This is a genomic window from Nocardia flavorosea NBRC 108225, assembly GCF_001613385.1.
GTDB lineage: Bacteria > Actinomycetota > Actinomycetes > Mycobacteriales > Mycobacteriaceae > Nocardia > Nocardia flavorosea.
In genome coordinates this window covers 1-23,126 of the sequence record NZ_BDCG01000028.1, presented here as the reverse complement: position 1 = coordinate 23,126, position 23,126 = coordinate 1, and the positions used below count along the sequence as shown (strand labels likewise).

20 protein-coding genes, 2 tRNA genes and 1 pseudogene are annotated in these 23,126 nt (G+C 65.3%); 18 read left to right on the top strand and 5 right to left on the bottom strand.

The window, feature by feature from the left end:
• Window positions 1-160 precede the first annotated feature (160 nt).
• The 3 genes from NFL01S_RS32170 to NFL01S_RS32160 all read left to right on the top strand — a co-directional run bounded on the left by NFL01S_RS32170 (window position 161) and on the right by NFL01S_RS32160 (window position 1,880).
• A complete protein-coding gene (locus NFL01S_RS32170; RefSeq protein WP_062980131.1) occupies window positions 161-592 on the top strand; it encodes a globin in 432 nt (143 codons plus the stop codon).
• Between the two features lie 543 nt (window positions 593-1,135).
• Window positions 1,136-1,429 carry an aa3-type cytochrome oxidase subunit CtaJ gene (gene ctaJ, locus NFL01S_RS32165; RefSeq protein ID WP_062980100.1) on the top strand — a complete coding sequence of 98 codons (294 nt, stop codon included), beginning with the start codon at window positions 1,136-1,138 and terminating at the stop codon, window positions 1,427-1,429.
• Between the two features lie 10 nt (window positions 1,430-1,439).
• Window positions 1,440-1,880 carry a DUF5130 domain-containing protein gene (locus NFL01S_RS32160; RefSeq protein WP_174555740.1) on the top strand — a complete coding sequence of 147 codons (441 nt, stop codon included), beginning with the start codon at window positions 1,440-1,442 and terminating at the stop codon, window positions 1,878-1,880.
• A gap of 75 nt (window positions 1,881-1,955) precedes the next feature.
• Here NFL01S_RS32160 and pepN read toward each other — a convergent pair whose 3' ends face one another.
• Window positions 1,956-4,601, bottom strand: a complete 2,646-nt coding sequence (pepN, locus tag NFL01S_RS32155) for an aminopeptidase N (RefSeq protein WP_062980098.1) — start codon at window positions 4,599-4,601, stop codon at window positions 1,956-1,958.
• On the opposite strand from pepN, the gene NFL01S_RS32150 reads away from it, so the two are divergent.
• A complete protein-coding gene (locus tag NFL01S_RS32150; RefSeq protein WP_371851878.1) occupies window positions 4,592-5,572 on the top strand; it encodes a phosphoribosylaminoimidazolesuccinocarboxamide synthase in 981 nt (326 codons plus the stop codon). The two genes, pepN and NFL01S_RS32150, sit on opposite strands and share 10 nt — an antisense overlap.
• Before the next feature lie 489 nt (window positions 5,573-6,061).
• On the opposite strand, the pseudogene NFL01S_RS32145 reads toward NFL01S_RS32150, so the two are convergent.
• Window positions 6,062-7,281: pseudogene (locus tag NFL01S_RS32145) on the bottom strand (NAD(P)/FAD-dependent oxidoreductase).
• 180 nt (window positions 7,282-7,461) lie between these two features.
• Here NFL01S_RS32145 and NFL01S_RS32140 point away from each other — a divergent pair.
• Window positions 7,462-8,109, top strand: a complete 648-nt coding sequence (locus NFL01S_RS32140) for a mycothiol-dependent nitroreductase Rv2466c family protein (protein WP_062980096.1) — start codon at window positions 7,462-7,464, stop codon at window positions 8,107-8,109.
• A 54-nt stretch (window positions 8,110-8,163) separates the two neighbouring features.
• Here NFL01S_RS32140 and NFL01S_RS32135 read toward each other — a convergent pair whose 3' ends face one another.
• The gene (locus NFL01S_RS32135; protein ID WP_062980095.1) at window positions 8,164-9,210 is read right to left on the bottom strand and encodes a M48 family metallopeptidase; all 1,047 of its coding nucleotides are present in this window, start codon (window positions 9,208-9,210) and stop codon (window positions 8,164-8,166) included.
• 119 nt (window positions 9,211-9,329) lie between these two features.
• Between NFL01S_RS32135 and NFL01S_RS32130 the strand changes: the two genes are divergently transcribed.
• Window positions 9,330-9,803 (top strand): ribose-5-phosphate isomerase, encoded by a 474-nt coding sequence (locus NFL01S_RS32130; RefSeq protein WP_062980094.1) that lies wholly within the window; start codon window positions 9,330-9,332, stop codon window positions 9,801-9,803.
• 5 nt (window positions 9,804-9,808) lie between these two features.
• Window positions 9,809-10,621: an Fpg/Nei family DNA glycosylase gene (locus NFL01S_RS32125; RefSeq protein WP_062980093.1), complete on the top strand. Its 813-nt coding sequence runs from the start codon at window positions 9,809-9,811 to the stop codon at window positions 10,619-10,621.
• A gap of 34 nt (window positions 10,622-10,655) precedes the next feature.
• Here NFL01S_RS32125 and NFL01S_RS32120 read toward each other — a convergent pair whose 3' ends face one another.
• Window positions 10,656-11,612: a GGDEF domain-containing protein gene (locus tag NFL01S_RS32120; RefSeq protein WP_062980130.1), complete on the bottom strand. Its 957-nt coding sequence runs from the start codon at window positions 11,610-11,612 to the stop codon at window positions 10,656-10,658.
• 480 nt (window positions 11,613-12,092) lie between these two features.
• On the opposite strand from NFL01S_RS32120, the gene NFL01S_RS32115 reads away from it, so the two are divergent.
• Window positions 12,093-12,163: transfer RNA gene (locus tag NFL01S_RS32115), tRNA-Gly, on the top strand.
• A gap of 37 nt (window positions 12,164-12,200) precedes the next feature.
• Window positions 12,201-12,274: transfer RNA gene (locus NFL01S_RS32110), tRNA-Pro, on the top strand.
• A gap of 28 nt (window positions 12,275-12,302) precedes the next feature.
• Here NFL01S_RS32110 and NFL01S_RS32105 read toward each other — a convergent pair.
• A complete protein-coding gene (locus tag NFL01S_RS32105; RefSeq protein ID WP_062980092.1) occupies window positions 12,303-13,079 on the bottom strand; it encodes a MerR family transcriptional regulator in 777 nt (258 codons plus the stop codon).
• Between the two features lie 534 nt (window positions 13,080-13,613).
• On the opposite strand from NFL01S_RS32105, the gene NFL01S_RS32100 reads away from it, so the two are divergent.
• The 9 genes from NFL01S_RS32100 to NFL01S_RS32060 all read left to right on the top strand — a co-directional run bounded on the left by NFL01S_RS32100 (window position 13,614) and on the right by NFL01S_RS32060 (window position 23,111).
• Window positions 13,614-13,823: a hypothetical protein gene (locus NFL01S_RS32100; protein WP_062980091.1), complete on the top strand. Its 210-nt coding sequence runs from the start codon at window positions 13,614-13,616 to the stop codon at window positions 13,821-13,823.
• A gap of 43 nt (window positions 13,824-13,866) precedes the next feature.
• Window positions 13,867-14,769, top strand: coding sequence for an ROK family protein (locus NFL01S_RS32095; protein WP_062980090.1), 903 nt, complete (start codon window positions 13,867-13,869; stop codon window positions 14,767-14,769).
• A gap of 362 nt (window positions 14,770-15,131) precedes the next feature.
• A complete protein-coding gene (locus NFL01S_RS32090) occupies window positions 15,132-16,268 on the top strand; it encodes a GAF domain-containing protein (protein ID WP_062980089.1) in 1,137 nt (378 codons plus the stop codon).
• A gap of 72 nt (window positions 16,269-16,340) precedes the next feature.
• Window positions 16,341-17,333: a conjugal transfer protein gene (locus NFL01S_RS32085; protein WP_245670979.1), complete on the top strand. Its 993-nt coding sequence runs from the start codon at window positions 16,341-16,343 to the stop codon at window positions 17,331-17,333.
• An 18-nt stretch (window positions 17,334-17,351) separates the two neighbouring features.
• A complete protein-coding gene (locus NFL01S_RS32080) occupies window positions 17,352-17,612 on the top strand; it encodes a hypothetical protein (protein ID WP_062980087.1) in 261 nt (86 codons plus the stop codon).
• The gene (locus NFL01S_RS36340) at window positions 17,609-18,253 is read left to right on the top strand and encodes a hypothetical protein (RefSeq protein WP_063916119.1); all 645 of its coding nucleotides are present in this window, start codon (window positions 17,609-17,611) and stop codon (window positions 18,251-18,253) included. Before NFL01S_RS32080 ends, NFL01S_RS36340 begins: the two co-directional genes overlap by 4 nt.
• A complete protein-coding gene (locus tag NFL01S_RS32070; protein WP_062980086.1) occupies window positions 18,254-20,776 on the top strand; it encodes an ATP-binding protein in 2,523 nt (840 codons plus the stop codon).
• A gap of 92 nt (window positions 20,777-20,868) precedes the next feature.
• Complete coding sequence (locus NFL01S_RS32065) at window positions 20,869-21,663, top strand: NlpC/P60 family protein (RefSeq protein ID WP_157117239.1); 795 nt, start codon at window positions 20,869-20,871, stop codon at window positions 21,661-21,663.
• 329 nt (window positions 21,664-21,992) lie between these two features.
• Window positions 21,993-23,111 carry a C40 family peptidase gene (locus NFL01S_RS32060; RefSeq protein WP_062980084.1) on the top strand — a complete coding sequence of 373 codons (1,119 nt, stop codon included), beginning with the start codon at window positions 21,993-21,995 and terminating at the stop codon, window positions 23,109-23,111.
• Window positions 23,112-23,126: the final 15 nt, after the last annotated feature.

Here is a 23,126-nt window from a genome sequence, read left to right as displayed (position 1 = left end):
TGAAGCGACGTCCGAGGTCAACCGAGTCGAAGACGCCGACGGAGACCGGCCGCATCGGGTGGCCGGATACTCCCTCGACGGTACGGGTATATCGCCGAATCTGCGAACCTGTGGTGACGCGGGCACAATGGACGGCGCATCCAGCGAAACGAGAGGGTTCATGACTTCGGGTATTCCGGCTGCCGGCGATCCGGCCGGCGAACAGGCCACGATCTCCTTCTACGACGCCGTCGGCGGGGAGGAGACCTTCCACCGGTTGGTGGCAACGTTCTACCGCGAGGTCGCCGCCGACGAGATCCTGCGGCCGATGTACCCGGAACAGGACCTCGGCCCGGCCGAGCGCAGGCTGCGGATGTTCCTCGAACAGTACTGGGGCGGCCCTCGCACCTACTCCGACGAACGCGGCCACCCGCGGCTGCGTATGCGGCATATGCCGTTCGAGATCGGGCCTGTCCAGCGCGATGCCTGGCTGCGCTGTATGCGGATCGCGGTCGCCGAGATCGAGCCGGAGATCCTCGACGACGCCCACCGCCGCCAGCTGCTGGACTATCTGGAAATGGCCGCGAATTCTCTGATGAACTCCGCTTGGTAGTCATGGGGCCGGGGACCTCGCAGAGCGGGGTGTAGCGCAGCCACAGTGCAATGGACGGCCTGCCGGGTGTTACCTCGGCCGGCCGAATGAGACGCCCCCGCACGGGGCCACCGGCACCCGGCAGACGATCTGCTCACCGACGGATCACTGCGCCGCGCGATCGACCGGAGCCACGTCCGGCGCCGCTCGCCGATCGGAATCTCGACTTCTCGGTCGGCCCGGCCGGTAGGGCGATCACAGTGATGTCGATCGACCCGCAGTTATCCGGGCGATCACAGTGCCGTCCACGTCGGAGGTCACAAGCTCGCGTGTTCGGCACCTCAGTAAGGGCGACCTGCCTGGGGCACCGCCGTCCGGACAGGGGGACAGGCCGGACGTGCCGGCGATCCCGGCCGCGGCAGCGTCGCCAACGCTCTCTGCGCAACCTTCGTGGACCGGCAACAGTCCGGGACTTGCGTTCCCGGCGCCGCACTTCCCCGAGGTGGTGGGGCCGACATACCACCGGTGCACCGTCTACTACAGAGGATCGTCTACCTTTATTGTGTGAGCATTCTCGAGACAGTGGCGATTTTCGCCGGTATCCCACTGGGGATCTACCTCATAATCGCTGGTTTGTCGTATCTCGGTAAGCCGCTGCCCGGCGAGAAGCCGGTCCACTTCGATATGAGCAAGAAGTGGACCTCCGCGCCGGTGCTGTGGAGTGCTACCGATGAGGTCACCGGGCACGGTCATTCCTACGATGCCGGTGAATCGTCGCATGGTTCGCATGTGGCGTTCGACGCCCTCGAATCCCCCAAGGAAGCGCTGATCGGAGGCCGGGCAAGTGGCAAGTACTAAGTGGCCTGCGGTGGTCGAGTCCGAACTGCCGCGCGGGTACGTGATCACCAGCAGCGGGCGGGTCTCCGGTGTGCACGAGGCCGGTGACGTGTTCAAGGAAGCACCGTTCGACAACGACGAGCGGCTGGCCATGGACAATGTGCTCACCGAGGCGACCCGTGCCACCAAGGTCCGGTTCAACGTCTATATCGGTGACCTCGGCCCCGATGCGGGTGCCGCGGTGGACGCACTGTTCCCCACCACTCCCGAGGCGGCACGGTCGGTGCTCATCGCTGTCTCCCCGAACGACCATGCCGTGGAGGTTCGCTCCGGCCGGGACGTGGCCGAGCGCGCCAACGACCGGGTATGCCAGCTCGGCGTCACCGCCGCCCTGAGCTCGCTTCGGCAGGGCGAACTGATCGACGGCCTCGTTTCGGCGGTCCGCGTCATGGCGGCTGCCATCGGTCGCTGACCTTCCGGGAGCGCTCGCCAGGCGACTACGACGGCGCGTCCACCAGCCGGTGGACGCGCCGTCCGCTGTTTCCGGTCAGGAAATATCGAAGGCGCGGGCGCGCAGCGAGCGTTCGATTCCTGCCTTACCTTCGAGCACCAGCCGTCGCAGGGCGGGCGGATGATCGGCCGCCAGGAATTCGTCGGCGCGGGCCACCGCTTCCTCGCTGATCGCCCAGGCCGGGTACAGCCCGATCACCACGGTCTGAGCGACCTCACTGGACCGGCGCTCCCACACCGCGGGGATCTCCGCGAAGTACCGTTCCACGAACGGCTGCAGCAAGGTGTCCTGCCCTGCGGGGGCGAAACCGTTGACGATGGAGCGCGCGGTGATATTGGGCACCGAATCGTCTTCCATCACTGTTGCCCAGGCCGAGGCTTTCACCTCGGCGATCGGGCGGGCCGTGGCGGCGGTGGCTGCCTGCCGGCGACCGGCGGCGGTCTCATCGTTGCGCAGCTCGGCGTCGATGGCCGGGGTGGTGTCCGCGCTGTCGGTGTCGATTTCGCCGGCCGCCGCGAGCGCGGTGAGCAGGCGCCAGCGCAGGTCGGTATCGACGGTGAGTCCGGGCAGACCCACTCCGGCCGGGTCGCTGTCGAGCAGTTCGCGCAGCACCTCGGTATGCCAGGCAGCCAGTTTCGCGCCGGTGAGGGCGTTGACGAACGCCAGCTGGTGGTCGGAGCCGCCCTCGGCCTCCCGGGCCAGTTCCAGCAGCCGATTCGCGTAGTCCTGCCAGCCGGTGGTGTCGGCCCATTCCGGGTCGGCGTAGCTGCGCAGGGCGGTATTGGCCTGCATGAGCAGCCGCTGCACCACGCCGATCTCGGATTCCGCGCCGATACCGCGCTGCACCAGCGCCACGAAATCACGGGCACGGAACTCGGCCTGCCGGGTCATCTCCCAGGCCGCCGACCAGGCCAGGGTGCGGGGCAGCGGTTCGGCGATATCGGCGATGTGGTTGACCAGGACATCGAGGGAATCGGGATCCAGGCGTACCGAGCAATAGGTGAGGTCGTCGTCGTTGATCAGCACGAATTTGCCGCGTGGTACGCCGACGAGTTCGGGGACTTCGGTGCGTTCGGCGTCGGCGAGGTCGAGTTCGACCCGTTTCGTGCGGACCAGTTTGCCCTCTTGATCGTCGTAGACGCCGATGGCCAGCCGGTGGACGCGTTGCTCGCCGGCTCCGGGGGCGGCCCCCTCCTGGATCACGGTGAACGAGGTGAACTTGCCGTCGGCGCCGACCTCGAAATCGGGCCGCAGAATATTGAGGCCGGTGGTCTTGAGCCACTGGGCGCCCCAGTCGGACAGATCGCGTCCCGATGATTTCTCCAGGGCCGCCAGCAGATCGTCGAAGGTCGCGTTGCCGTAGGCGTGGTCGGCGAAATAGGCACGCAGCCCGGCCAGGAACGGCTCCAGCCCGACGTAGGCCACCAGCTGTTTCAGCACGCTCGCGCCCTTGGCGTAGGTGATGCCGTCGAAATTGACTTCGACGGCCGCCAGATCGGGAATATCGGCGGCGATCGGGTGCGTGGAGGGCAGCTGATCCTGCCGGTAGGCCCACGATTTCTCGACATTCGCGAAGGTGGTCCAGGCGCTCGTGTACTCGGTGGCCTCGGCCTGGCACAGCACGGACGCGAAAGTCGCGAACGATTCGTTCAACCACAGGTCGTCCCACCACTTCATGGTGACCAGATCGCCGAACCACATATGCGCCATCTCGTGCAGTACGGTTTCGGCGCGGCGCTCATAGGAGGCCCGGGTGACCTTGGACCGGAAGACGTAGTCCTCGAGGAAGGTCACCGCCCCGGCGTTCTCCATCGCCCCGGCATTGAACTCCGGGACGAACAGCTGATCGTATTTGCCGAACGCGTAGGGGATACCGAAGTTCTTGTGGTAGAAGCCGAAGCCCTGTTTGGTCTCGCTGAACAGCCGGTCGGCGTCCATGAATTCGGCGAGTGAGGCGCGGCAGTAGATACCGAGCGGGATACTGCCGTGGTCGTCGGTGTAGGTATCGGTCCATTCCGCGTAAGGTCCGGCGATCAGCGCGACCAGATAGGTGCTCATGAGCGGTGTCGTCGCGAACCGGTGCCGACCGCCCTCGACGCTGCCGGCGCCGTTGGAGATGACTTTCCAGTCGGCGGGCGCGGTGACCTCGATATCGAAGGTGGCTTTGAGGTCGGGCTGGTCGAAGCAGGCGAACATCCGCTTGGCATCCGCGGTTTCGAACTGGGAGTACAGGTAGACGGCGTCGTCGGCGGGATCGACGAACCGGTGCAGGCCCTCGCCGGTATGCGAGTACTCGCAGTCGGCCTCCACCACGAGTTCGTTGCGTTCGGCCAGGTCGGGCAGGGTGATACCGGTGGATTCGTCGTAGTCGGCGATATCGAGGGGGTTGCCGTTGAGTACCGCCGACCGGATACCGCGGGCGACGATATCGATGAAGGTGCGCGAACCCGGTTTCGCGGTGAAGGTGACCGTACTGCGCGAGAAGAACGTCTGTTCGCCCGGCTCACCCGCGCTGGTTCCATTCGGGACGGGCGAGGGCCCTGCGTGGTCACGCTTCGCTACCGCCTCCGGGCCTGACTCGCCCGTCCCGCCGGTCAGGTCGAGGTTGATGCGGTAGTTCTCGACCGAGACGACGCCGGCGCGTTCGATCGCCTGTTCGCGGGTGAGGTTCGGTGCGGACATCGGGCTCCTTCGGGACACGGTGGTACAGGCACGAGCGTTGTCCACAATGCCACGTGAGTAAGGTTTGTCTGCGCCGTAGTGAAGTGTTTGCACCGCAGGCAAGTGATCGCGGGTGGAGTAGGTCGACCGAGGAACGGAGCCGCAACGTGAAGCATGTGCACGCCGGAAAGGTGCGCGACCTGTACACCGACGGTGAGACGCTGCTGCTGGTTGCCTCGGACCGGGTCTCGGTCTACGACGTTTCGCTGCCCACGCCGATCCCGGACAAGGGCGCGCTGCTGACGCAACTGTCGAACTGGTGGTTCGAATTCTTCGCCGATATCCCCAACCATGTGCTGTCCACCACCGATGTGCCCGCGGAATTCGCCGGCCGGGCGGTGCGGGTGAAGCCGTTGAAGATGGTGCTGGTGGAATGCGTGGCGCGTGGATACCTGGTGGGGTCGGGGTGGAAGGAGTACCAGCGCAGTGGTTCGGTGTGCGGGGTGGCGCTACCGGCCGGACTGCGCGAAGGTGACCGGCTGCCCGAGCCGATCTTCACACCGACCACGAAGGTGTCCGATACCGGTCACGACGAACCGATGACTTTCGACCAGGTGGTCGGCCAGGAGGGGCGCGATATCGCCGAGCAGCTGCGCGACCGCACCCTCGACCTGTACGCACGGGGCGCGGCGCACGCCGCCGAACGGGGCGTGATCATCGCCGATACCAAGGTCGAGTTCGGCTGGGACGGTGATGTTCTCACGCTGGGTGACGAACTGCTGACTTCCGACTCTTCCCGGTTCTGGCCGGCCGCCGAATGGGAGCCCGGCCGCCCGCAACCTTCGTTCGATAAACAATTCGTCCGGGATTGGGCCACCTCCACCGGCTGGGACAAGGAACCGCCCGGACCGGAGATTCCAGCCGATATCGTCGCCGCCACCCGGGAAAAATACGTCCAGGCCTTCGAGCTGATCACCGGCCGCACCTGGTGATGTGCTGCCGCGAATGTTGCTGCTGAAGCGGGGGCTGCCGCGGCGGTACAGTGGTGCGGTCACGTGAGTGATGTTGAGTAGTGGAGGCCGCCCTGTGAAGACGGCCCCCACCAGGTGGGTTACCTAGCCTGCCAGACTCGGCGGACCAAGATGAGCGCCCCGGCGATCACGGCAGATCCGGTCACGATGATGCCGTAATCGACCGGGGCCTTGCGCTTTTTCGGCTGAGCTCATGGGCGTGAGCGAGGGTCCTGCGTGGTTACGCTCCGCTACCGCCTTCGGGCCTGACTCGCTCACACCGTGCTTCGCCATTCCCCACCACCTCCTCTCCGGGCGCGGTGTCCGGACCGAAGAAGCCCACCGCCCCTCGAGTGGAGGTGCAATCAACCTACCGCACTACGTAATTCGGCCGGAAATCCGGAACCAGCAGGCCAGTGCGTGGGGAATCGACCCGCCAACGCCGGGCCTGTACAAGCCCTGCCGACGTGGTCAGAGCGGGGCCGAGGTATCCGCCAGCCGGTCGGGGTCGACCGGGTCGCCGGAGAGGATGAGCTCCTTGATGCGGTCGCCCACATCCCAGACGTTCACGTTCATTCCGGCCAGTACCCGCTGCCGGTCGTCGAGCCAGAACGCCACGAATTCGCGGCCGCCGAGATCGCCGCGGACAACCACCCGCTCGTAGTCGCCGGGGGCGGCGAAACCGGTGTACTCCATACCGAGGTCGTACTGGTCGGTGAAGAAATAGGGCAGCCGGTCGTAGGGGGCGGCTTTCCGAGCATCGTCCGGGCAGCCGCCGCGGGCTGATTCAAGGCGTTCGCCCAGTGCTCCACCCGGACCCGGCGGCCGAGTACCGGATGCTCCTGTTCCGCGATATCGCCGATCGCGACGATATTCGGATCGCTGCTGGTGAGTCCCGCGTCGACGAGAACGCCGGTGCCGGTGAGCAGGCCGGCGGCTTCCGCGAGTTCGATACGAGGCCGCGCGCCCACTGCGACGAGGACAGCGTCCGCCTCGAAGGTCGTACCGTCCGCCAACTGCACGCCTCGCGCCCGCCCGTCGGAAACAATGATCTGCTCGACGCGCGCATCGAACCGGAACTCGACGCCGTGTTCCCGGTGCAGATCGGCGAATACCTCGCCCATCTCCGGGCCGAGCGAGCCCAGCAGCGGTGTGGAGGTCCCTTCGATCACGGTCACCGCCACCCCGGCCGCCCGCGCCGCCGCGGTGACTTCCAGCCCGATCCAGCCCGCCCCGACGACCACCAGCCGGCGCGCAGTGCCGAACAGTTCGATCAGTGCGTCGGATTCTTCGACGGTGCGCAGGGTGTATACGCCCGGTGCATCGGCGCCCGGGACGGGCAGCGACCGGGATGCGGCACCGGTGGCCAGCGCCAATTTGTCGTAAAGCAGGGGCGAACCGTCCGGTAGCGCGACCGTGCGTGCTGCCCGGTCGACTGCCGTGACCTCGGTGCCCAGCAGGAGTTCGACATTGTGGTCCCGGTACCAGGCGGCGTCGGCCACGGTGAACTCGTCGAGAGTTTTCTTCCCGGCCAGGTACTCCTTCGACAGCGGCGGACGTTCGTAGGGTAGCCGCTCCTCCGCGCCGATGAGGGTGATGTGGCCGTCGAAATCGTTGCCGCGCAACTCCTGTGCCAGTTTCGCCCCGGCCAGGCCGGCGCCGACGATCACGAAACGCTGTGCAGATGTCATGGACGGACTCCCTTGTCGTGAGTTGTTCCAGCGACGATCCGAACCTCTGGGGCCAGCCTACTGAGGCCGCCCGGAATCTTCGGCCGGATCGGGAACGAAAACGGCCCGGCGGCGGTTGCTCGGTGAGAGGCCGGGCCTGCGGCGCAGTGCCCGTCGACGACCGAAGGAGAGGAACCGTCCGTGACCGATACGGCCGATAACAAGGACCTTGCCGAATTCTGGTTCGACCCACTGTGCCCGTGGTGCTGGATCACCTCCCGCTGGATCCTCGAGGTCGCGAAGGTGCGCGATATCGAGACCCGTTTCCATGTGATGAGCCTGGCGGTGCTCAACGAGGGACGTGATCTGCCGCCGGAATACGAGGAACTGATGGCGAGTGGATGGGGCCCGGTGCGGGTCGCGATCGCCGCCGCCCAGCAGCACGGTGACGAGGTTCTGCCGGCGCTGTACACAGCTATGGGCACCCGGTTCCACGATCGCCGGTCGGAGTTCGAGAAGGAGGGCGATCTCCGGGGCACCTTCGCGGCGATTCTCGCCGAGGCGCTCGCCGAGGCCGGGTTGCCTGCGGAACTGTCGGCCGCCGCGGACAGCGGTGACTACGACGAGGCGTTGCGGGCCAGCCATCACGCCGGGATGGACAAGGTCGGACCCGATGTCGGTACGCCGACCATCCACGTCAACGGGGTCGCGTTCTTCGGTCCGGTACTGTCGCGGATCCCGCGGGGCGAAGAGGCGGGCAAACTCTGGGACGCAGTGGTCACGCTGGCGTCCTACCCGCACTTTTTCGAGCTCAAGCGCACCCGCGACGAGGAACCGCAGTTCGACTGAGGATCATGGTGACCGATTCCCGCCGCCCAGCCGGAATCGGTCACCGGCCCCGGATCAGCGGGGGATTTTCGACATCGTCACCGGCTGCCCACCGGGAGTGCCCGGCGGCTGCGGTGGTGGCTGGTCGAGCGGCCGCGACCCCGGCCCGGGCCGCCAGAACAACCGGCCGTGGCTGCTGCGGTCGCGTAACGCCCACATCCGCCAGGTGAGCACGGGATGGGAGGCCATCGCGTTCACCATCCAGACGAAGAAGCCGCGCTCCTGGGCCGCGCGGTCGGCCATTTCGTCGAAACCCACCGAGGTGTTGAGGTATTTGCCGGCAGCCAAGGTGCCCATCGCCGGGGCCGCGCCCTGCGGCCGGTGGCAGTAGCCGTGGTTGTCGGCCGTGTACTCCTGGGACCGGATGAGCGAATTACCCAGGATCGGCAGGAAAGGGACTCCGAACATCCCCAGCTGCCGCCAATAGGACGCGTGCCCGGCCGCGATATGACCGACCTCGTGACCGATGATGAACGCCAGCGCGTCCGGCTCGCGGGCGGCGCCGCTGACCTCGAACAGGTCGCTGTAGACCACCACATAACGGCGGAATCCGTGGCCGGAGGCGAACGCGTTGATCTGCCCGTTCCCGAGTACCACGTACGCATCCGGCGCCGCTGCCATCCCGAACCGGGCCGCGGCCTCCTGCACCATCCGGTATCCCTCGGGAAACTGGGTCGGCGACATCTTCACGCCGTTGACCCGCTGCCGCGAATAGTTGAGCCCGCGACCCAGCCAGATCAGCACGGGCGCCCCCACCAGGATCAGGATGTACTCGTTGACGGCGCCGAGGACGAGCAGCAGAAAAGCCAGCAGATACGCAACTCCCGTGATCAGCACCACGACGGTCAGCAGTGGGATCTCCCAGCTGTGCCGGGCGGGCATACCGAACGGCGAGAGTCCACGCGGCTCGTGCGCCGGACCGGGCGGTGGGGGATAACCGGCCGGTAGGGCCGCCGGGGGGGCCGGACGGTCGGTGAGCCACGGGTAGGGCCCGGGCTCCGGCGGATTCGCGCCCCAGTGGGCGCCGGACCCGGACGGTTGCTGTGGGTCGTGCGGCTGCATACCCCGACTCTAAGCGGACCTCCGCATTCGTTCGGCCGGGTGCGGAAGGTCACGCCGGGTTCGCGCGATGCGGCCCGCCCGCCGTCATCGCCGGTTTCCGGGCCTGACACAATCGCGGCATGCGCGTATACCTGGGTGCCGATCACGCTGGTTTCGAACTGAAGAACGTCGTCAAAGACCACCTCGAGAAGGCCGGTCACGAGGTCGTCGATTGCGGCGCTCTCGTCTACGACGCTCTCGACGACTACCCCGCCTTCTGCATCGAGGCGGCCCGTCGCACCGTCGTCGACCCGGGCAGTCTCGGACTGGTCTTCGGTGGTAGCGGAAACGGTGAGCAGATCGCCGCGAACAAGGTGCCCGGCGCGCGGTGCGCGCTGGCCTGGAGTGTCGAAACCGCCCGGCTGGCCCGCGAACACAACAACGCCCAGCTGATCGGTATCGGTGGCCGGATGCATTCGCAGCAGGAGGCCCTGGAGATCGTGGACGCCTTCGTGCGCACCCCCTGGTCGGAGGAGGAACGGCACCAGCGTCGTATCGATATCCTCGCCGCCTATGAGAAGACCGGCGAAGCGCCCGCTCTGCCCGCTTCCTGACGCGAGTGCCGGAGGGACATACCCTGCACCGGCTCGCCCGCCGGCATGAACGGCGCCTGGCCGGTGCGGTGGTGCGGGTATCGAGCCCGCAGGGGAAATTCGCCGCGGGTGCCGCCCGGGTGGACGGGCGTACTCTGCTGCGGTCGCAGGCGTGGGGCAAACATCTGCTGCACGAATACGAAGGTGAACTGTTCGTCCACGTCCACCTCGGGCTGTACGGGACCTTCACCGAATCCGGTCTGCCGATGCCGGCGCCGGTGGGGCAGGTGCGGATGCGGATGTCCGGGCCGGGCCGCGACGGATCCGGGTTCGGCACCGATCTGCGCGGGCCGACGGCCTGCGAGATCCTGACACCGCCGGAAGTGACGGCGCTCGTCGACCGGCTCGGACCCGACCCGCTGCGTCCCGACGCCGACCCGGACCGGGCCTGGGCGCGGATCAGCCGCTCCCGGCGCAGTATCGGCTCCCTGCTCATGGACCAGGGCGTGATCGCCGGCGTCGGTAATGTCTACCGTGCGGAAGTGCTGTTCAGGCACGGTATTTCCCCGTCGCGTCCCGGGATCGGGATCACGCGGGACGAATGGTCGGCGTTATGGGCGGATGTGGTCGACCTGATGCGGGTCGGGGTGCGCCGCGGGAAGATGCACGTGGTTCGCCCCGAACACGATCACGGCGCGCCGTCCTACGCTGCCGACCGGCCCCGAACCTATGTCTACCGGCGGGCCGGCGAGCCGTGCCGCTGCTGTGCCGCGCCGGTGCGGCACAGCGTCCTGGAGGGCCGGAACCTGTTCTGGTGCGCTGGTTGCCAGCCCGGCTGAGCCTGCCTGCCCGGGCGGCGACGGCGGTATCGACTCAACCGGCGACGGCGGTATCGACCGCGTTGTCTGCGGGTTCGGCGCCGACGTAGCGGCGTCCGCCCGCCGTTTTCGCCGAGTACATGGCGAGATCCGCGCGGCGCAGCAGTTCGGCCAGTTCGGCGCGGTCCTCGGGCGGCGAATACGTGGTGCCGACGCTGGCCGATACCGGTACCGGCCCCGCCGCGGTCCATACCGAATCATTGAGCGCGAGCACGATATCCGCGGCCAGTTCGGCGACGTGATCCTTGTCGAGACCGGCTGCCAGTACGAATTCGTCGCCGCCGTAACGGCAGACCACGGTTCCCGGTGGCGCCACCTCGCGCAGGCGTTGCGCGAGTTCGACCAGTACCTCGTCGCCGACAGCGTGGCCGTAGTTGTCGTTGATCTGTTTGAATCGGTCCAGATCCACCACCAGCAGCCCGACCCCGCGTTGCGGGTGATCGGCCATCTGCCGGACCCGGTTGCGCAGCAGGGTGCGGTTGGCCAGGCCGGTGAGCGCGTCATGGGTGGCTTCGTGTTCGAGCCGCTGCTGGAGGGCGGCGAATTCTCGCACCCGCTGGGTGGCTTCGTCGGAGAAGTTCTTCTTCTGCCGCGCCAGTGCCAGCTCCTGTAGTGCCTGGGCGTAACTGTCGATGGCCTGACTGGCCACCAGCGGCCACTGTGTGGCCACCAGGGAGCCGCGTGGTCCGGCGGGGAAGCCCAGCAGGGTGCGGGTGACCAGGGCGAGCATCCGCACCTGGTGCAGCGGCTCCGCACACAGCCGCGCTCCGAGCCGGCGGGCGGCGCGAATCGGGAACGGATCGGACACCGTGAGCTCGAGTAGCTGCTCGAGGATATCGACGAGAACAGGTTCGATCTCTGCCGCGGTGATATCGGCATCGGGCTGGGCACCGGCCGCCAGAGCCCATTCGCGGGCGGTGGAATGGATGGGGGGCCGGCTCTCAGCAGGCATCGCGATCACCGCAGGCGGAGGTAATCGCGCCGCGAATGCGCGGCTTCGGTGCCGGGGTCACCCGGCTCTGTAGTACTGCTGTGCGGATGGTCCACCTTGTCGGGTGCACGCTACCGCCCCCTTTCCAGATACCCCGTCCGGCAAGAATATCGTAGCAAGATGGTGGGGTCCGGAGACCTGCGTTCTAGAACAAGTTCTCGAACCCCGGAACAACAGCAATCTCTGGCGTATCGTTCAGAATCCGCCGGTGTTACACACTTTCGCGAAATTCTCTCCCGGGAACCGGGGAAGGGGGGGCGGCCATCGTGCCCGGATGGCCGCTCGTGCCGGTTCCGGCTCCGTCGGCTCACAGGGGCGGCAGGGCGGCCGCGGGCGGCGCGCCGGGGCGTGGGAGGGGGCTGATTGGCGAAAAGAAAGTGGTATTCGGTACAGTCGCTCATGCACGCGGCATCGCGGTGATCTCACCGCTGTCGAATGCATGCGGGTGTAGTTCAATGGTAGAACCTCAGCCTTCCAAGCTGATGGTGCGGGTTCGATTCCCGTCACCCGCTCTCTCCGAGACCGGAAACCACCCCTTCGGGGGTACTACGGGGTGTGGCGCAGCTTGGTAGCGCACCCGCTTTGGGAGCGGGTGGTCGCAGGTTCAAATCCTGTCACCCCGACATTTGCCGCCCGTCTCCGGTACCTCGGCTAACGCGCCCGGGACGGTTGCTTGCCGTTGGGTGCCCCGTTCCGCTGCCCAGGGTAGGCGCGTGGCGGCTGCGGAGTCTCCGCCGGTAGTTCGGCGCGGCGACCGAAGGCCTGGTCGATCAGTTCCGATGCGGCGCGCGTGACGATGAGGCGCGCGATGGCGAGATCGGTTTCCAATTTGGTGCGGTCTTTGATACTCCGCTCGGACTGCTCGTAGCTCTTTCCGGCGAGGATATGGAAGATCTCGGCGGCATAGCGGTCGGCGATACGGTCGCAATCGGCGCGGAGGCGCTCGATGAGCTGGAAGGTCACGTTCGGGGGCAGGCCGGCATCGCCGAGGCGGGTGGCCAGATCGCTGCACCGCGGGTTGGTGACCCGGTAGACGTCGAACGGGTCGTCGCTGGCGGCGAGAGCCTGTTGTACGTACTCGGGGAGTTCGTAGGCCGGTTCCTCGCGTTCCGGCTGGGGCGGACGGTCCGGTGACTGGTGGGCTGCAGCGCTGGGGTTCTGGTCGGTGACCCCCAGGACATCGGCAAGGCCGTCACCGCGGTCCCAGGCGGACAGCAGTTCCCGGATACCGTTGAGTTTCATACCGCGGCCCAGCAACCGGCTGATGGTCTGCAGCCGGTTGAGGTGGTCGGACCCGTAGTAGCCGATGCGGCCCCGGACATCGGGTGAGGGCAGCAGCCCGCGCTCGTGGTACACGCGGACACTGCGCACGGTGGTCTCGGCGGCCCGCGCCAGCTCGTCGATCGTGTACTCGGATTCGCCAGGCATACCTATAGGAAACCACAATCAGGTCCGTAGTAGAACGGGACGTAATAAGACGCACCGCTATCCAGCGGTTTAAAGTGGTGTTAAGGGTGTCAACGTCCCGTTAAATGACGGTAAGCGGTCTTGCTTAGCGGACAAAGAGTGCTCTACGCTACGTGATGTAGCTGACAACAGCTGGTTTCCGGGGACTGTCGAGCAGCCCTGATGATCCGCCCGACCAACGGGACACGTATGGTTTCGCCCGGCGTGCCCTCGGCAGTTCCGGAGACGGTTATGACTATCTCGTCCACTTGCTCACTCGGCGTGGTCTCACCTCGCTCATCCAACTCTGTGTCGGCTCCGGTTGTGCCGGTGGCCGACCCGGGGAGGTCCACGCAACGGCCGCCGTGTGCGGCGCTGCCGGACAGTTGGGACCTCGACTCGGGAAGTCCGGAGGCCTGGCGCGAAGCGATACGTATTTGCTATGGATGTCCGCTCTTCGAGCAGTGCAGCAGTCTCGCACAGTCACTCATCGAGCGGGGCGATGCTCCACGAGCCATGATCTGGGCGGGCGTCGCCTACGACAACTCGGGCAATGTCATCGAGGATCTGGAACGTCATCGCGCGGTGCCGGTCGACCACAAACGGCCGATGCGAATCATTCGCAACGGCCCGCGGCCCACTCACAATCAGCCTGCGGCGCCCGCACCGAAGCGGCATATCGTGCTCGGTCGCCCGCTTCGGCCGACCGAAACCATCGGTGCTTGACTATATTGCGGAGAAATCGGCTCCCTAGCACTGGTGGTTGCAGATGACAGTTGTGGCGTTGGAGATCGGTCCGACCCGGTTCGCGGCGATCGAGATCGCCGACGAGGTCGGCCCGGAACAGTTGAGGCAGATACCGATTCCGGAGAGGCAGGCCTGGGAGCGCGTCCGGGATCTCGTGCTGGAGGTCGCGGCGGGTAGGGAACTCGCCGCGATCGGTATCGCCTCGGCCGGACCCATCGATATGTCCTCGGGTGTTGTTGCTCCCGCGCACGTTCGGGACTGGCAAGCCGGATTCTCGCTGGTCGACTCCGTGCAGGAGCTTTTTCCGGGTGCGCAGGTGGCGATGACACTCGACGGTGTCTGTCTTTCGCTGGCTGAGCGGCATTTCGGAGGGGCGCGGGAAGTCATGGACTCTCTGTCGATCTACATCTCCGAGACGATCATCGGCGGGGCGATGGTCGGCGGGTTCGTGGTGGTCGGACGCACGGGCAACGCCGGCCAAGTTGGACACGTGCTGGTGCCGGGTTATGACGATCCGTGTACCTGTGGGGGACGTGGTTGTCTCGAAGCCGTTGCCGGTGGCATCGCGATGGTCCGCTGGGCGAATGAAAAGGGTTGGCCGGGCGCTTCGGTCGACGCCTTGGTGGCGGCCGCGCAGTCGGGCGAGCCGGTTGCGGTGGGCGCGCTGGAGCGAGCGGGTACAGCGTTGGGCAGGGCGATCGCTTCGGTGGCCGCGCTTCTGGATATCGACCGGGTGGTGGTCGGCGGGGTGGTCGCAGCGAAGGGCTCGGCGTTGTGGAAGCCTTTGCAGAACGCTGTGGCGATGCATGCGCGTCTTCCGTCGTTGTCCGGGTTGCGGGTCGTTCCTTCGGAGCTAGGCGATCTCGGCCTCCTGGCCGGCGCCGGTGTTCTTGCACTGAGTACGCGGCAGCAACAACAGGGTTGACATCCGGTACTGGGGCGTGGATGCCCCCGGTCTCGTGGATGTAGCCGACGTTCGGACGGTCTGGCTGCTGTTCGTTCCTCACGACGATTGGTAGTTCCCCCATCGGTGCTGAGGTGCCGTACGTGGATTGTCCGTGCTTGGCGGCTATCGGCAGATGGTGGGCAAACCGATTGTGTTACCCGTGGTTCCATGATATTGCTGAACGCTCCCGTGTGTTCGCTTCCGGCGGCGCCCAAGGTTTGCTGAGAGTGCATCTCGGAATTTTGACGGCGCTGTTGAACGTGCCGCTGAACAACGGTACATTGTCTCGTGCGGACGTTGTCTCATTTGAGGCAGGCTCGCGATGAGGCTGGACGCACGCGATGAGAGGGCGCGCAGTGATCCCCTGGGTAACGGTCGAAACATTGGCGCCGGAAGGTTTTTCCGTTGCCTCGGTGGGGGGAACTGCGCGCGAATTCGCCGATTGGCGACGGGTGCTGCAGCGGCAGCTCGCGCGGACTCCCGCGCTGTATGACGGGTTGACCACTCGGGACATCAGCGAAGTGCTGCGCACCTCGGTGGAACAGGCCATCGAGGTGGACCGGACCTTCGCTACCAAAGCAGGGCCGCACCGGCTGATCGCCCGGCCGGTCTTTGGGCCTGCCGGTGACGTACACGCGGTCCAATGGTGGGCTGGTCCGGCTACCGGACCGGCGGTGCCCCCGCCTGTGGCGGTGGGAGCGACCTGGGAACTGGACAGTCAAACTCTGGTGCAGCCGCCTGGTATCGCGGCACTGTCCGGAATGGCGCCCGAGGAGTACGCGCCGCGGATGTCGATCGCCGAGTTCTTCCACCGGGTTACCGGATTCGACCGGCACGCGGAAGTGCTCGATCTGCTCTATCGACCCGAATCGGGAGGGAGGCTTCAGTTTGAGGTCTCGATCCTGCGTCCTGCCCGGCGTGCCACCCGGTGGCGGATTACGATGCGGGCTCGGGACAATGAACGCGGCCGCGGTGCTTGCTGGTTGATCGAGGACATTACCTCCGACGAGGATCCGGCGGTATGGCCCACGCTGGAGAGCGTCGGGTTGCGGGAGGCGCATCGGCGCGCCGGCAATCACCTGGCCGTTGTCCAATTGGCCCACGCCAGCATCTCACACTGGCTGACTGATCCGGCTCCGTGGATGCGCTGGGATTACCTCTTCCGGCCGGTGGATGTCTTCCATCCGAGTGATCGGCTACGGCTGGTGGAGCAGCGCACTCTGGTGGAGGCTGGCGATAGTGCCGAAACGACCATCCGAACACTCAACTACAACGGCGGTTATACGCCGACCTCATTACTACTCTATCCGTACCCGGGGTTCTCGAACAGCGAACTGGCGATAGCGCATGTGACTCGGGCAGGGGAAGAGATCCCGGTTGCGGAGAACGGCGATGCCGGTGACCACCGACCTATCGGCTACGACGACCAATTGCGTCACTGGCTGGCTGTACACCCTCAGCACAGCTCGGTCAACTGACCGCGGGCTGGTCCCCAGTATTGGGAAGTCCGGCGCGGCTCGGGCCGTGCTGGGCTCCCTACCATTTCGAGAGTGAGGAATGGGGCTGCCGGAAGCGCCGATTCGGGCGAAGCGCTGCTTCGCCGTATGGCCGCGCGGCGCCGTCGCGACAACATGGTCGTCGTGGTGCTGGCTGTGCTTGCCGTCCTCGGCGGCGGGCATGCCGTCTTCGATTTCTTCGCCCCGGACCCGAAACCGCCCGGTGACGAGGCCATGATCGCGGTAGCCGGGCATGCCAGGCTCGCCGGAGCGTTCGCGGAGGACTTTGTTCACACCTATTTGGGTGCCTCGTCCGGTGACCAGGACGCACTTGCCCGCTTCGTGGACGACACTCGTCAGATCTCGCTGCCCAAAACCGGGCAGCAGGTGGGCGAACCACTCGTGGTCTATCAGTCGCGTACCTTTGTCAGCGGCACGGTGGAGGTGTGGTCGGTGACCGTTTCGGTCAGAGTGGGCAGGGAAGGAAGCCGTCAGTACTACCGGGTGCCGGTCTCGGTGTCGGAGGGCAGCCTACGAGCACTCACCCTGCCTGCAGCGGTGGCACCCCCAGCGGTCGGTGCCGACCTGGCGCAGGCGTATTCGGCTCCTTGCGGTGAAGAGACCGCCCTGACCCAGGTCGCCAGCGGATTTCTGAATGCATACCTGACCGGTCAAGGAGACGTCGCCCGCTACGTGGCCGTGAACTCCGGTATCACAGCATTGCGACCTGCCCTGTTTTCCGAGGTCACCGTTTCGGTGACCGCCGAGGATAACCATTGCGGTACCGAAGGCGCGAGCGCACGTGTACTCGCCACCGTGACACCGAAGGCGACCACCGGAAACGCGCCGACCCTGTCCTATCCGCTCACGATGGTGCGCGGTGAAGGCCAGTGGCAGGTGCAAGCGATCGATGCGCTGCCCGCGCTGCGGGAGCCACTGACGGTCGTTGTGCGCCAAGGGGAGGACCCGGGCGCAGCGGACGGCGCCGCGGGCACCACCCCGACTCCGACCACCGCCGCGCAGATTCCGCCGGCCACCCAGAACTGACAGTGGAGGCGACTCACCATGAGCAATCTCAGCAATATCCTGTACGGAATATTGGTCTTCGTCCGGTGGGCGGGACTGATCCTGATCACCATCGTATCGATGGGCGTCCTGATTTCCGAGGCGGCGAAATCCAAACTGTCTCCGGCGAAGATCCTCGGAGTGGCAGGATCGGCGATCCTGGCCGCGGTGCTCTTCTGGATGCTTCCCACGCTGGTGAACTATGCGCGCAGCGATGCGAACACTATCGTGCCCGATCATCCGGTTGGTAGTTATCGATGACGCAAACCCAGGTCGTGAAGGTTTTCACGCCGATCAAGCGTGTCCCCATGGTGATCGGCAAAGCCCAGAACGGCCAGAAACTGCCGTTCGGCCCGTACACGCTGCCTCAGGTGGCGGGTGTTGCCGTTGCGTTGTTGATCACCTCGTTCTCGGCAATGACCCTACCGGCCAACCCGGCGATAACCTTCCTAGTCGGTCTTGCGTTCACAATGGTGATCGGGTTCGGGCTCGGTCTGATCCCGTACACCGGCGTCCGGTTGAGTTCGCGGATACTGTGGATCGGGCGGTTGCTACTCGATCCGAAACCGGTTTCGGCATCGGGCATACCGGTGACTCCCGAATCGGGTCGGCTCACCTCATTCATCGAGGAGACCGTGGTGATCATCCTGCCCGAAAGTGCTGCACCCCGTCGGAGTGCTGAGAAGGCCGAGTCCGCCGTGACACCCTTCCGTCAGCTGTTCGAGCGACACCGAGCCGAGGGTCCGGCCGGGCCGCAGTCCTCGTCGACGCCGGGAAGTACTGTCGTCCCCGCCTCGGAACCTTTGGTCGCCGTATCCGCGAACTGGCGCTCAATGGCTGCCGGCACCGGAGTGAAGGTCAAGAGCATCAGAGAGCAGGCGACGAACGGAGTCGGAGGCTAGATGGGGTTCAACCGAGACCTACAACCCACCGCTGCTATTCGCGGCCATTTGCAGTTCACCCATTCGGGCCTGGTCACAGCCACGTATTTCATCAATCCTCTGGGCTACGGGCTGCGGAAGGCCGGAGATAAGCTCGACGTGAAGTTGGCGCATCATGCGCTGATCAACAATCTGCCCAATGGCTCATTGCTACTGGGTATTCAAGCACGTCAGAACACCATCGACGTACTGAGCAAAATGGTCGAAGGCGTCGATCTGGACCGATGCGAGGACTACGCGGACGAGGTGGTCGCTTCCTTCGAGCGTGTACGCGCCATCAATCCCCTGACCAGGATATTTTTGCTGTCGATACCGGTGGGCACATCTGCGGTCGGCGGAATATCCGCACTGTCGCGGATGTGGCGGGGAAGCACCACTACGATCGATGCCACTGCTGTTTCGCGAGCTGATCTTGACAAGTATGAGGAAGAAGCAAACGAGATCCTGTCCAGGATCGGCTACGACTTCGACCCGACTCCGGTGCCGGCGGCAATGTTTCAGTGGCTCTGGGACCACTACCTGGCCCGCGGAGCGGTCAACGACCCGGTCGCTCCTACTCAAATCGGTGCGCTCGATGATGCGACCGCCGCGGTATTCCGTTCAGCAGCCTTGGACGAGGGGGCCCGCGGCGACAGTAATCGCCGACTGCGGACCTCGTTTGTACCGGTGATAAAGATCGTGCAACCGGATTCCGGCTATCGACCCTCTTATCAGGCAATGCTCACTCCGCGTTCGTTCCCATACGGCGGGATGGCGTTTCCGGGAGGCAGCGAGTTCCTGGCCGTGTTGGAAGGACTCGGTGACGTCACTGTCGACTGGGGAATGCGGGTGTCCTCCAAACCGGCCGAGACCGTTCTGAAGAACAATGAGGTGAACCTACGTCGGCTGGGGGAGCAGATGGACCAGCGTGACCAAGAAGTCTCCTTCGCGCAGAACACTTTGATGTCGAAGGCCCAGATGCTGGGCGAGTATAACCAACACTTCGAAGTGAACGGCGGTGAGTCGGAGGTTTCCTTCACCACTGTCATCGCTGTCGGCGGAGCCACTCAGGACGCGACCATGGACGCGGTGAACACATTGCGCCGTCGCTACAAACGGTTCCAGGTAGAGGTGACCGCACCGGTCGGTGCCCAGGTGGACCTGTGGTCGATGCTGGTGCCGGGTAGCCCACCCCGGCGTGCGTTCGACGATTTCGCTCATATCGTTCCCTCGGACATGTGGGCCGGTTTCGTACCGTTCACCACCAACCAGATCGGTGACGACAGTGGACCCGTGATCGGAGTCAACCTCCTCTCGGGCAACTTCGAACCGATCCATTTCGGGATTATGGAAGCGGCGTTCCATGATCTGTCCGCATCGTTCGCGGTGACCGGAGAACTGGGCTCCGGTAAATCCTATTTTCTGAAACTGATCGCCGTGCTGGTGCATGATATGGGCGGTCAGTTTCTCGCGATCGACCGCAGCCAGGTCGGCGAATGGGAGCATTTCGCTTCCACGATCGACGATGCGGTGATAATCGACCTCGCGAATCCGTCAGTATCACTCGACCCCTTGAGACTGTTCGATCCTCGAGTGGCAGGTGAACGCGCGCTGGATTCGATACTGCCGTTGCTGGATCTCTCACCCACCTCGGGCTCGGGAGCCGCGATCAGCGGCCTGCTCTCGCCGAAGGGGATGGAGCAGCATCGGATCCGCAGTCTGCTCGACCTGTACAACGTCGTTTGCCGTTTGCGGGATGAACCGGGAGAACTGGAAGAATACGCGGACCTGGCGGCACGACTCGGGACGGTGGTCGAGCGTGTACCGGTGCTGTTCGACCCGAATTTGCGGCCGGTGAGTCTGGACGCGGCCGCGACGGTCGTGCGCAGCCACAAGCTGGCTTTGCCGAGCGCGGAGGAGCTCACCACTCCCCACCTTTACAACCGCCTGCCGCTCACCAAACGTCTGGGCACCGCTTTGTACGAACTCGTGGGGGTAACCGCCCGTGAGGCCTTCTTGTCGGACAACGGCCGATTCGGTCTGCTCGTCGGTGACGAGGCACACCATTTCACACAAACCCAAGTCGGTGCCTCGGTCACTTCGGATTTCAGCCGGGACGGCCGTAAGCACCTGGCCGCCATCGGCTTGGCCTCGCACGACCCGGCCACCGACTTCCAAGGGGCGGCGCATAATCTTATTCCCAACCGGTTCGTTTTCCGGCAGCGGGACGAAACCCTGGCCCGCAATAGTCTCGAGTGGCTCGGAGTGGATTTGGAGGAAGCTCCGTTCTTGCTGTCGATACTTCGGGAAGAGACCTCTCCGCCGGTGGGCGCGGGCCGACAGGTGCCGGAGGAACGGCGTGGCGAGATGTTCATGCGAGACGCACTGAACCGGATCGGTCGTGGAAAGGTACTGGGCCCGGCCCGGCCCGATCGAGGTGCCGCCATAAACAGCACGCCGAGTGCGGGCGGCCACGCCGAGCGGGAATCGGAGGTACTACTGTGAGAATCTGTCGCTCGCGAGCAAAGGCACGATTCCTCGATAGCGCTACTCGGTTCCGCTACCCGGTCGGGTTGTAGGGTCGGCGGTGTGCGGCTATGCCTTCGAAGAAGCTCTTGGTGGTTCTTATTTCCTTGTTCGGCTGTGGGGGGTGCGGCCTGTTGTCGCCGTTGGTCATGGTCGGTCAGAACGAATCGCACGGCGGGCAGTTTTTTCGGGATCAATGCGATATCGCACTGGGCCCCGACCCGTCCGTCAGTGTTACCGAGACACCCTTGCCCACCACAGCACCCGATCCTTCGCATTTCGTGCTGCCGAGTACCAACCCATTCGCATCGATGACAATCGATCCGGATGACCCGTACGTCACCGAGCGCGACCTTATTTGCGGGACCGCCATGAAGTCCGCTCCACTGCAGTCACCGAGCGCGGTGTCGATACAGGCCGTCGGGCCGGCGGTCGTATGCGCCCGGCAACTTGCACAACAGTACGAAGAGTCCGGCTCAGGTGATCCGATCGCAATGGCACGTGATTTGATCTACGCCGCCTCGGCGGCTTCCCTTGTCGGGGAGTGCACGATAACTACTGCCCCGACGAGCGTGGACATGCCTTCCGGCGGTTGTGGTGACCCGAAAGGCCCCAGGCGGGCGGTCGTGCTGCCGACTGCTGTGGAGCAGCAGGGATATTGTGGCGTCGCGGTGTCCCGGTCCGCGGTCAGTGCCGGGGATCTGGTCTTCTGGGGTTTCGGTAAGAAGGGCGCCACACGTGTCGCTGTCGCAGTCGGTGTCGATGAGGTGGTGACCGCAAATCCCGAGGGTGGGCCCTTTTTCCGGCAGAAGATCCCACAGACCGGGGACGTCCGTGTCAAACGGGTGTTGGGTGGTGAGCCGTGACGAGCCCCGAAGCGGGTCCACTATCGCCGGAGGCCGAGCACGAAGACGACGTGGCTGTATCCGGTGCGGTCGGTACTGAGGAAGTCCTGTGGGAAACTCCGTGGTCGTCCGACGACCGTAAACCGCGAGGGACCAACGGCAATCTTGGGGCGGCGCCGGGTTTTCCGGCGGCCAACCCATCGCTGCAGAACGGCGTCAACCCCGGTACAACTGTGCCCGGGTCGACCGCGTCGGCACCTGCCGCCCGAGTTCCGGGCAGTGCTGTCTCTCCGCCATTTACCCAAATGGCCTCCGGTGCACCACCGTCGCCACCGCCGGGGTCGGCGGCGGTGGCGACGCCGCCCGTCTCGGGTCCGCCGGCGCAACAACAGGCACCACAGGGAGAAGAACAGAAGTCGGATCGCGAACCTGCCGACCCGCCGGTTGATCCGGAACTGCTGGCCGAAGTGGCGCCCATGGCGTTGATGGCCGGGATGAGCCTGTTGCCGATTCTCGGTTCGGCTCTGTCGGGGTTGCTCGGCGGCGGTTCCGGGGGCGGCTCGGGCGGTGGGACGCCGGTCCCCGAAGGTCAATTGACACCCGAGGCTCAGCGGGCACTCGAAGCGCTGGACCTGCTGGCCGAAGTCTATGGTGATGGTCCGACGGACAACCCCGAGGTGCAACGGCTGCGGGAAGAGGTCGGCGCTTCGAATGGCTCCGGCGAAACCGCGCGAATGGTCAAGGCAAAGCGGCTGTTCCAGAGGAACGCAGCGACGGCGTTCAACAACCTGGACAATCAGCTGGCCAACTATATCAAGCGGTTGGCGGGTACGAACACGGTCGACAAGAAGGCAGTGACGTCGTTGATCCGTGAGGTCAATGTGGCCCTTGCCGAACTCGGTCCCCAGGCTTATACCAAGGAGGGCCAGCAGCAGGTTCGTGAGATCCTCACGAGGGCTCTGCGAAAGGCACAGAACGTAGTATCGGGCGGGCAGACCAACGCCGACGAAACCGCCACGGCGATCGACAAGCTGACCAACCAATACCTCTACAACATCGCGGGCAAGGAGGTGCCCAGCGGATATATGACTTCCATGGGTGCCGGTGGTTCTGCCAAGGCACGCAAGGCAGTCGAGGTTGCGCTGGCACAGGTCGGTGATCCGTATGTCTGGGGCGCGGAAGGCCCGAACAGCTTCGATTGCTCGGGGCTCATGCAGTACGCGGCGAACGCGGCCGGTGTGGATATTCCGCGAGTGTCGCAGGACCAGTGGCGGGGACTACCGAAGGTGGCACCGAACGATCTCCAACCCGGAGACCTCATCTTTCCGTCGAGCAGTTTCAATGGCGGCTCACCCGGGCACGTAATGATGTACATCGGCAACGGTCAGGTAGTGCACGCCCCCAGCGCAGGGAAAAACGTCGAGGTCAAGGCTCTTCCGTCCAGCTTCCAAGCGACTCGCTGGGCGTGAGGCCGCCTTGGATAC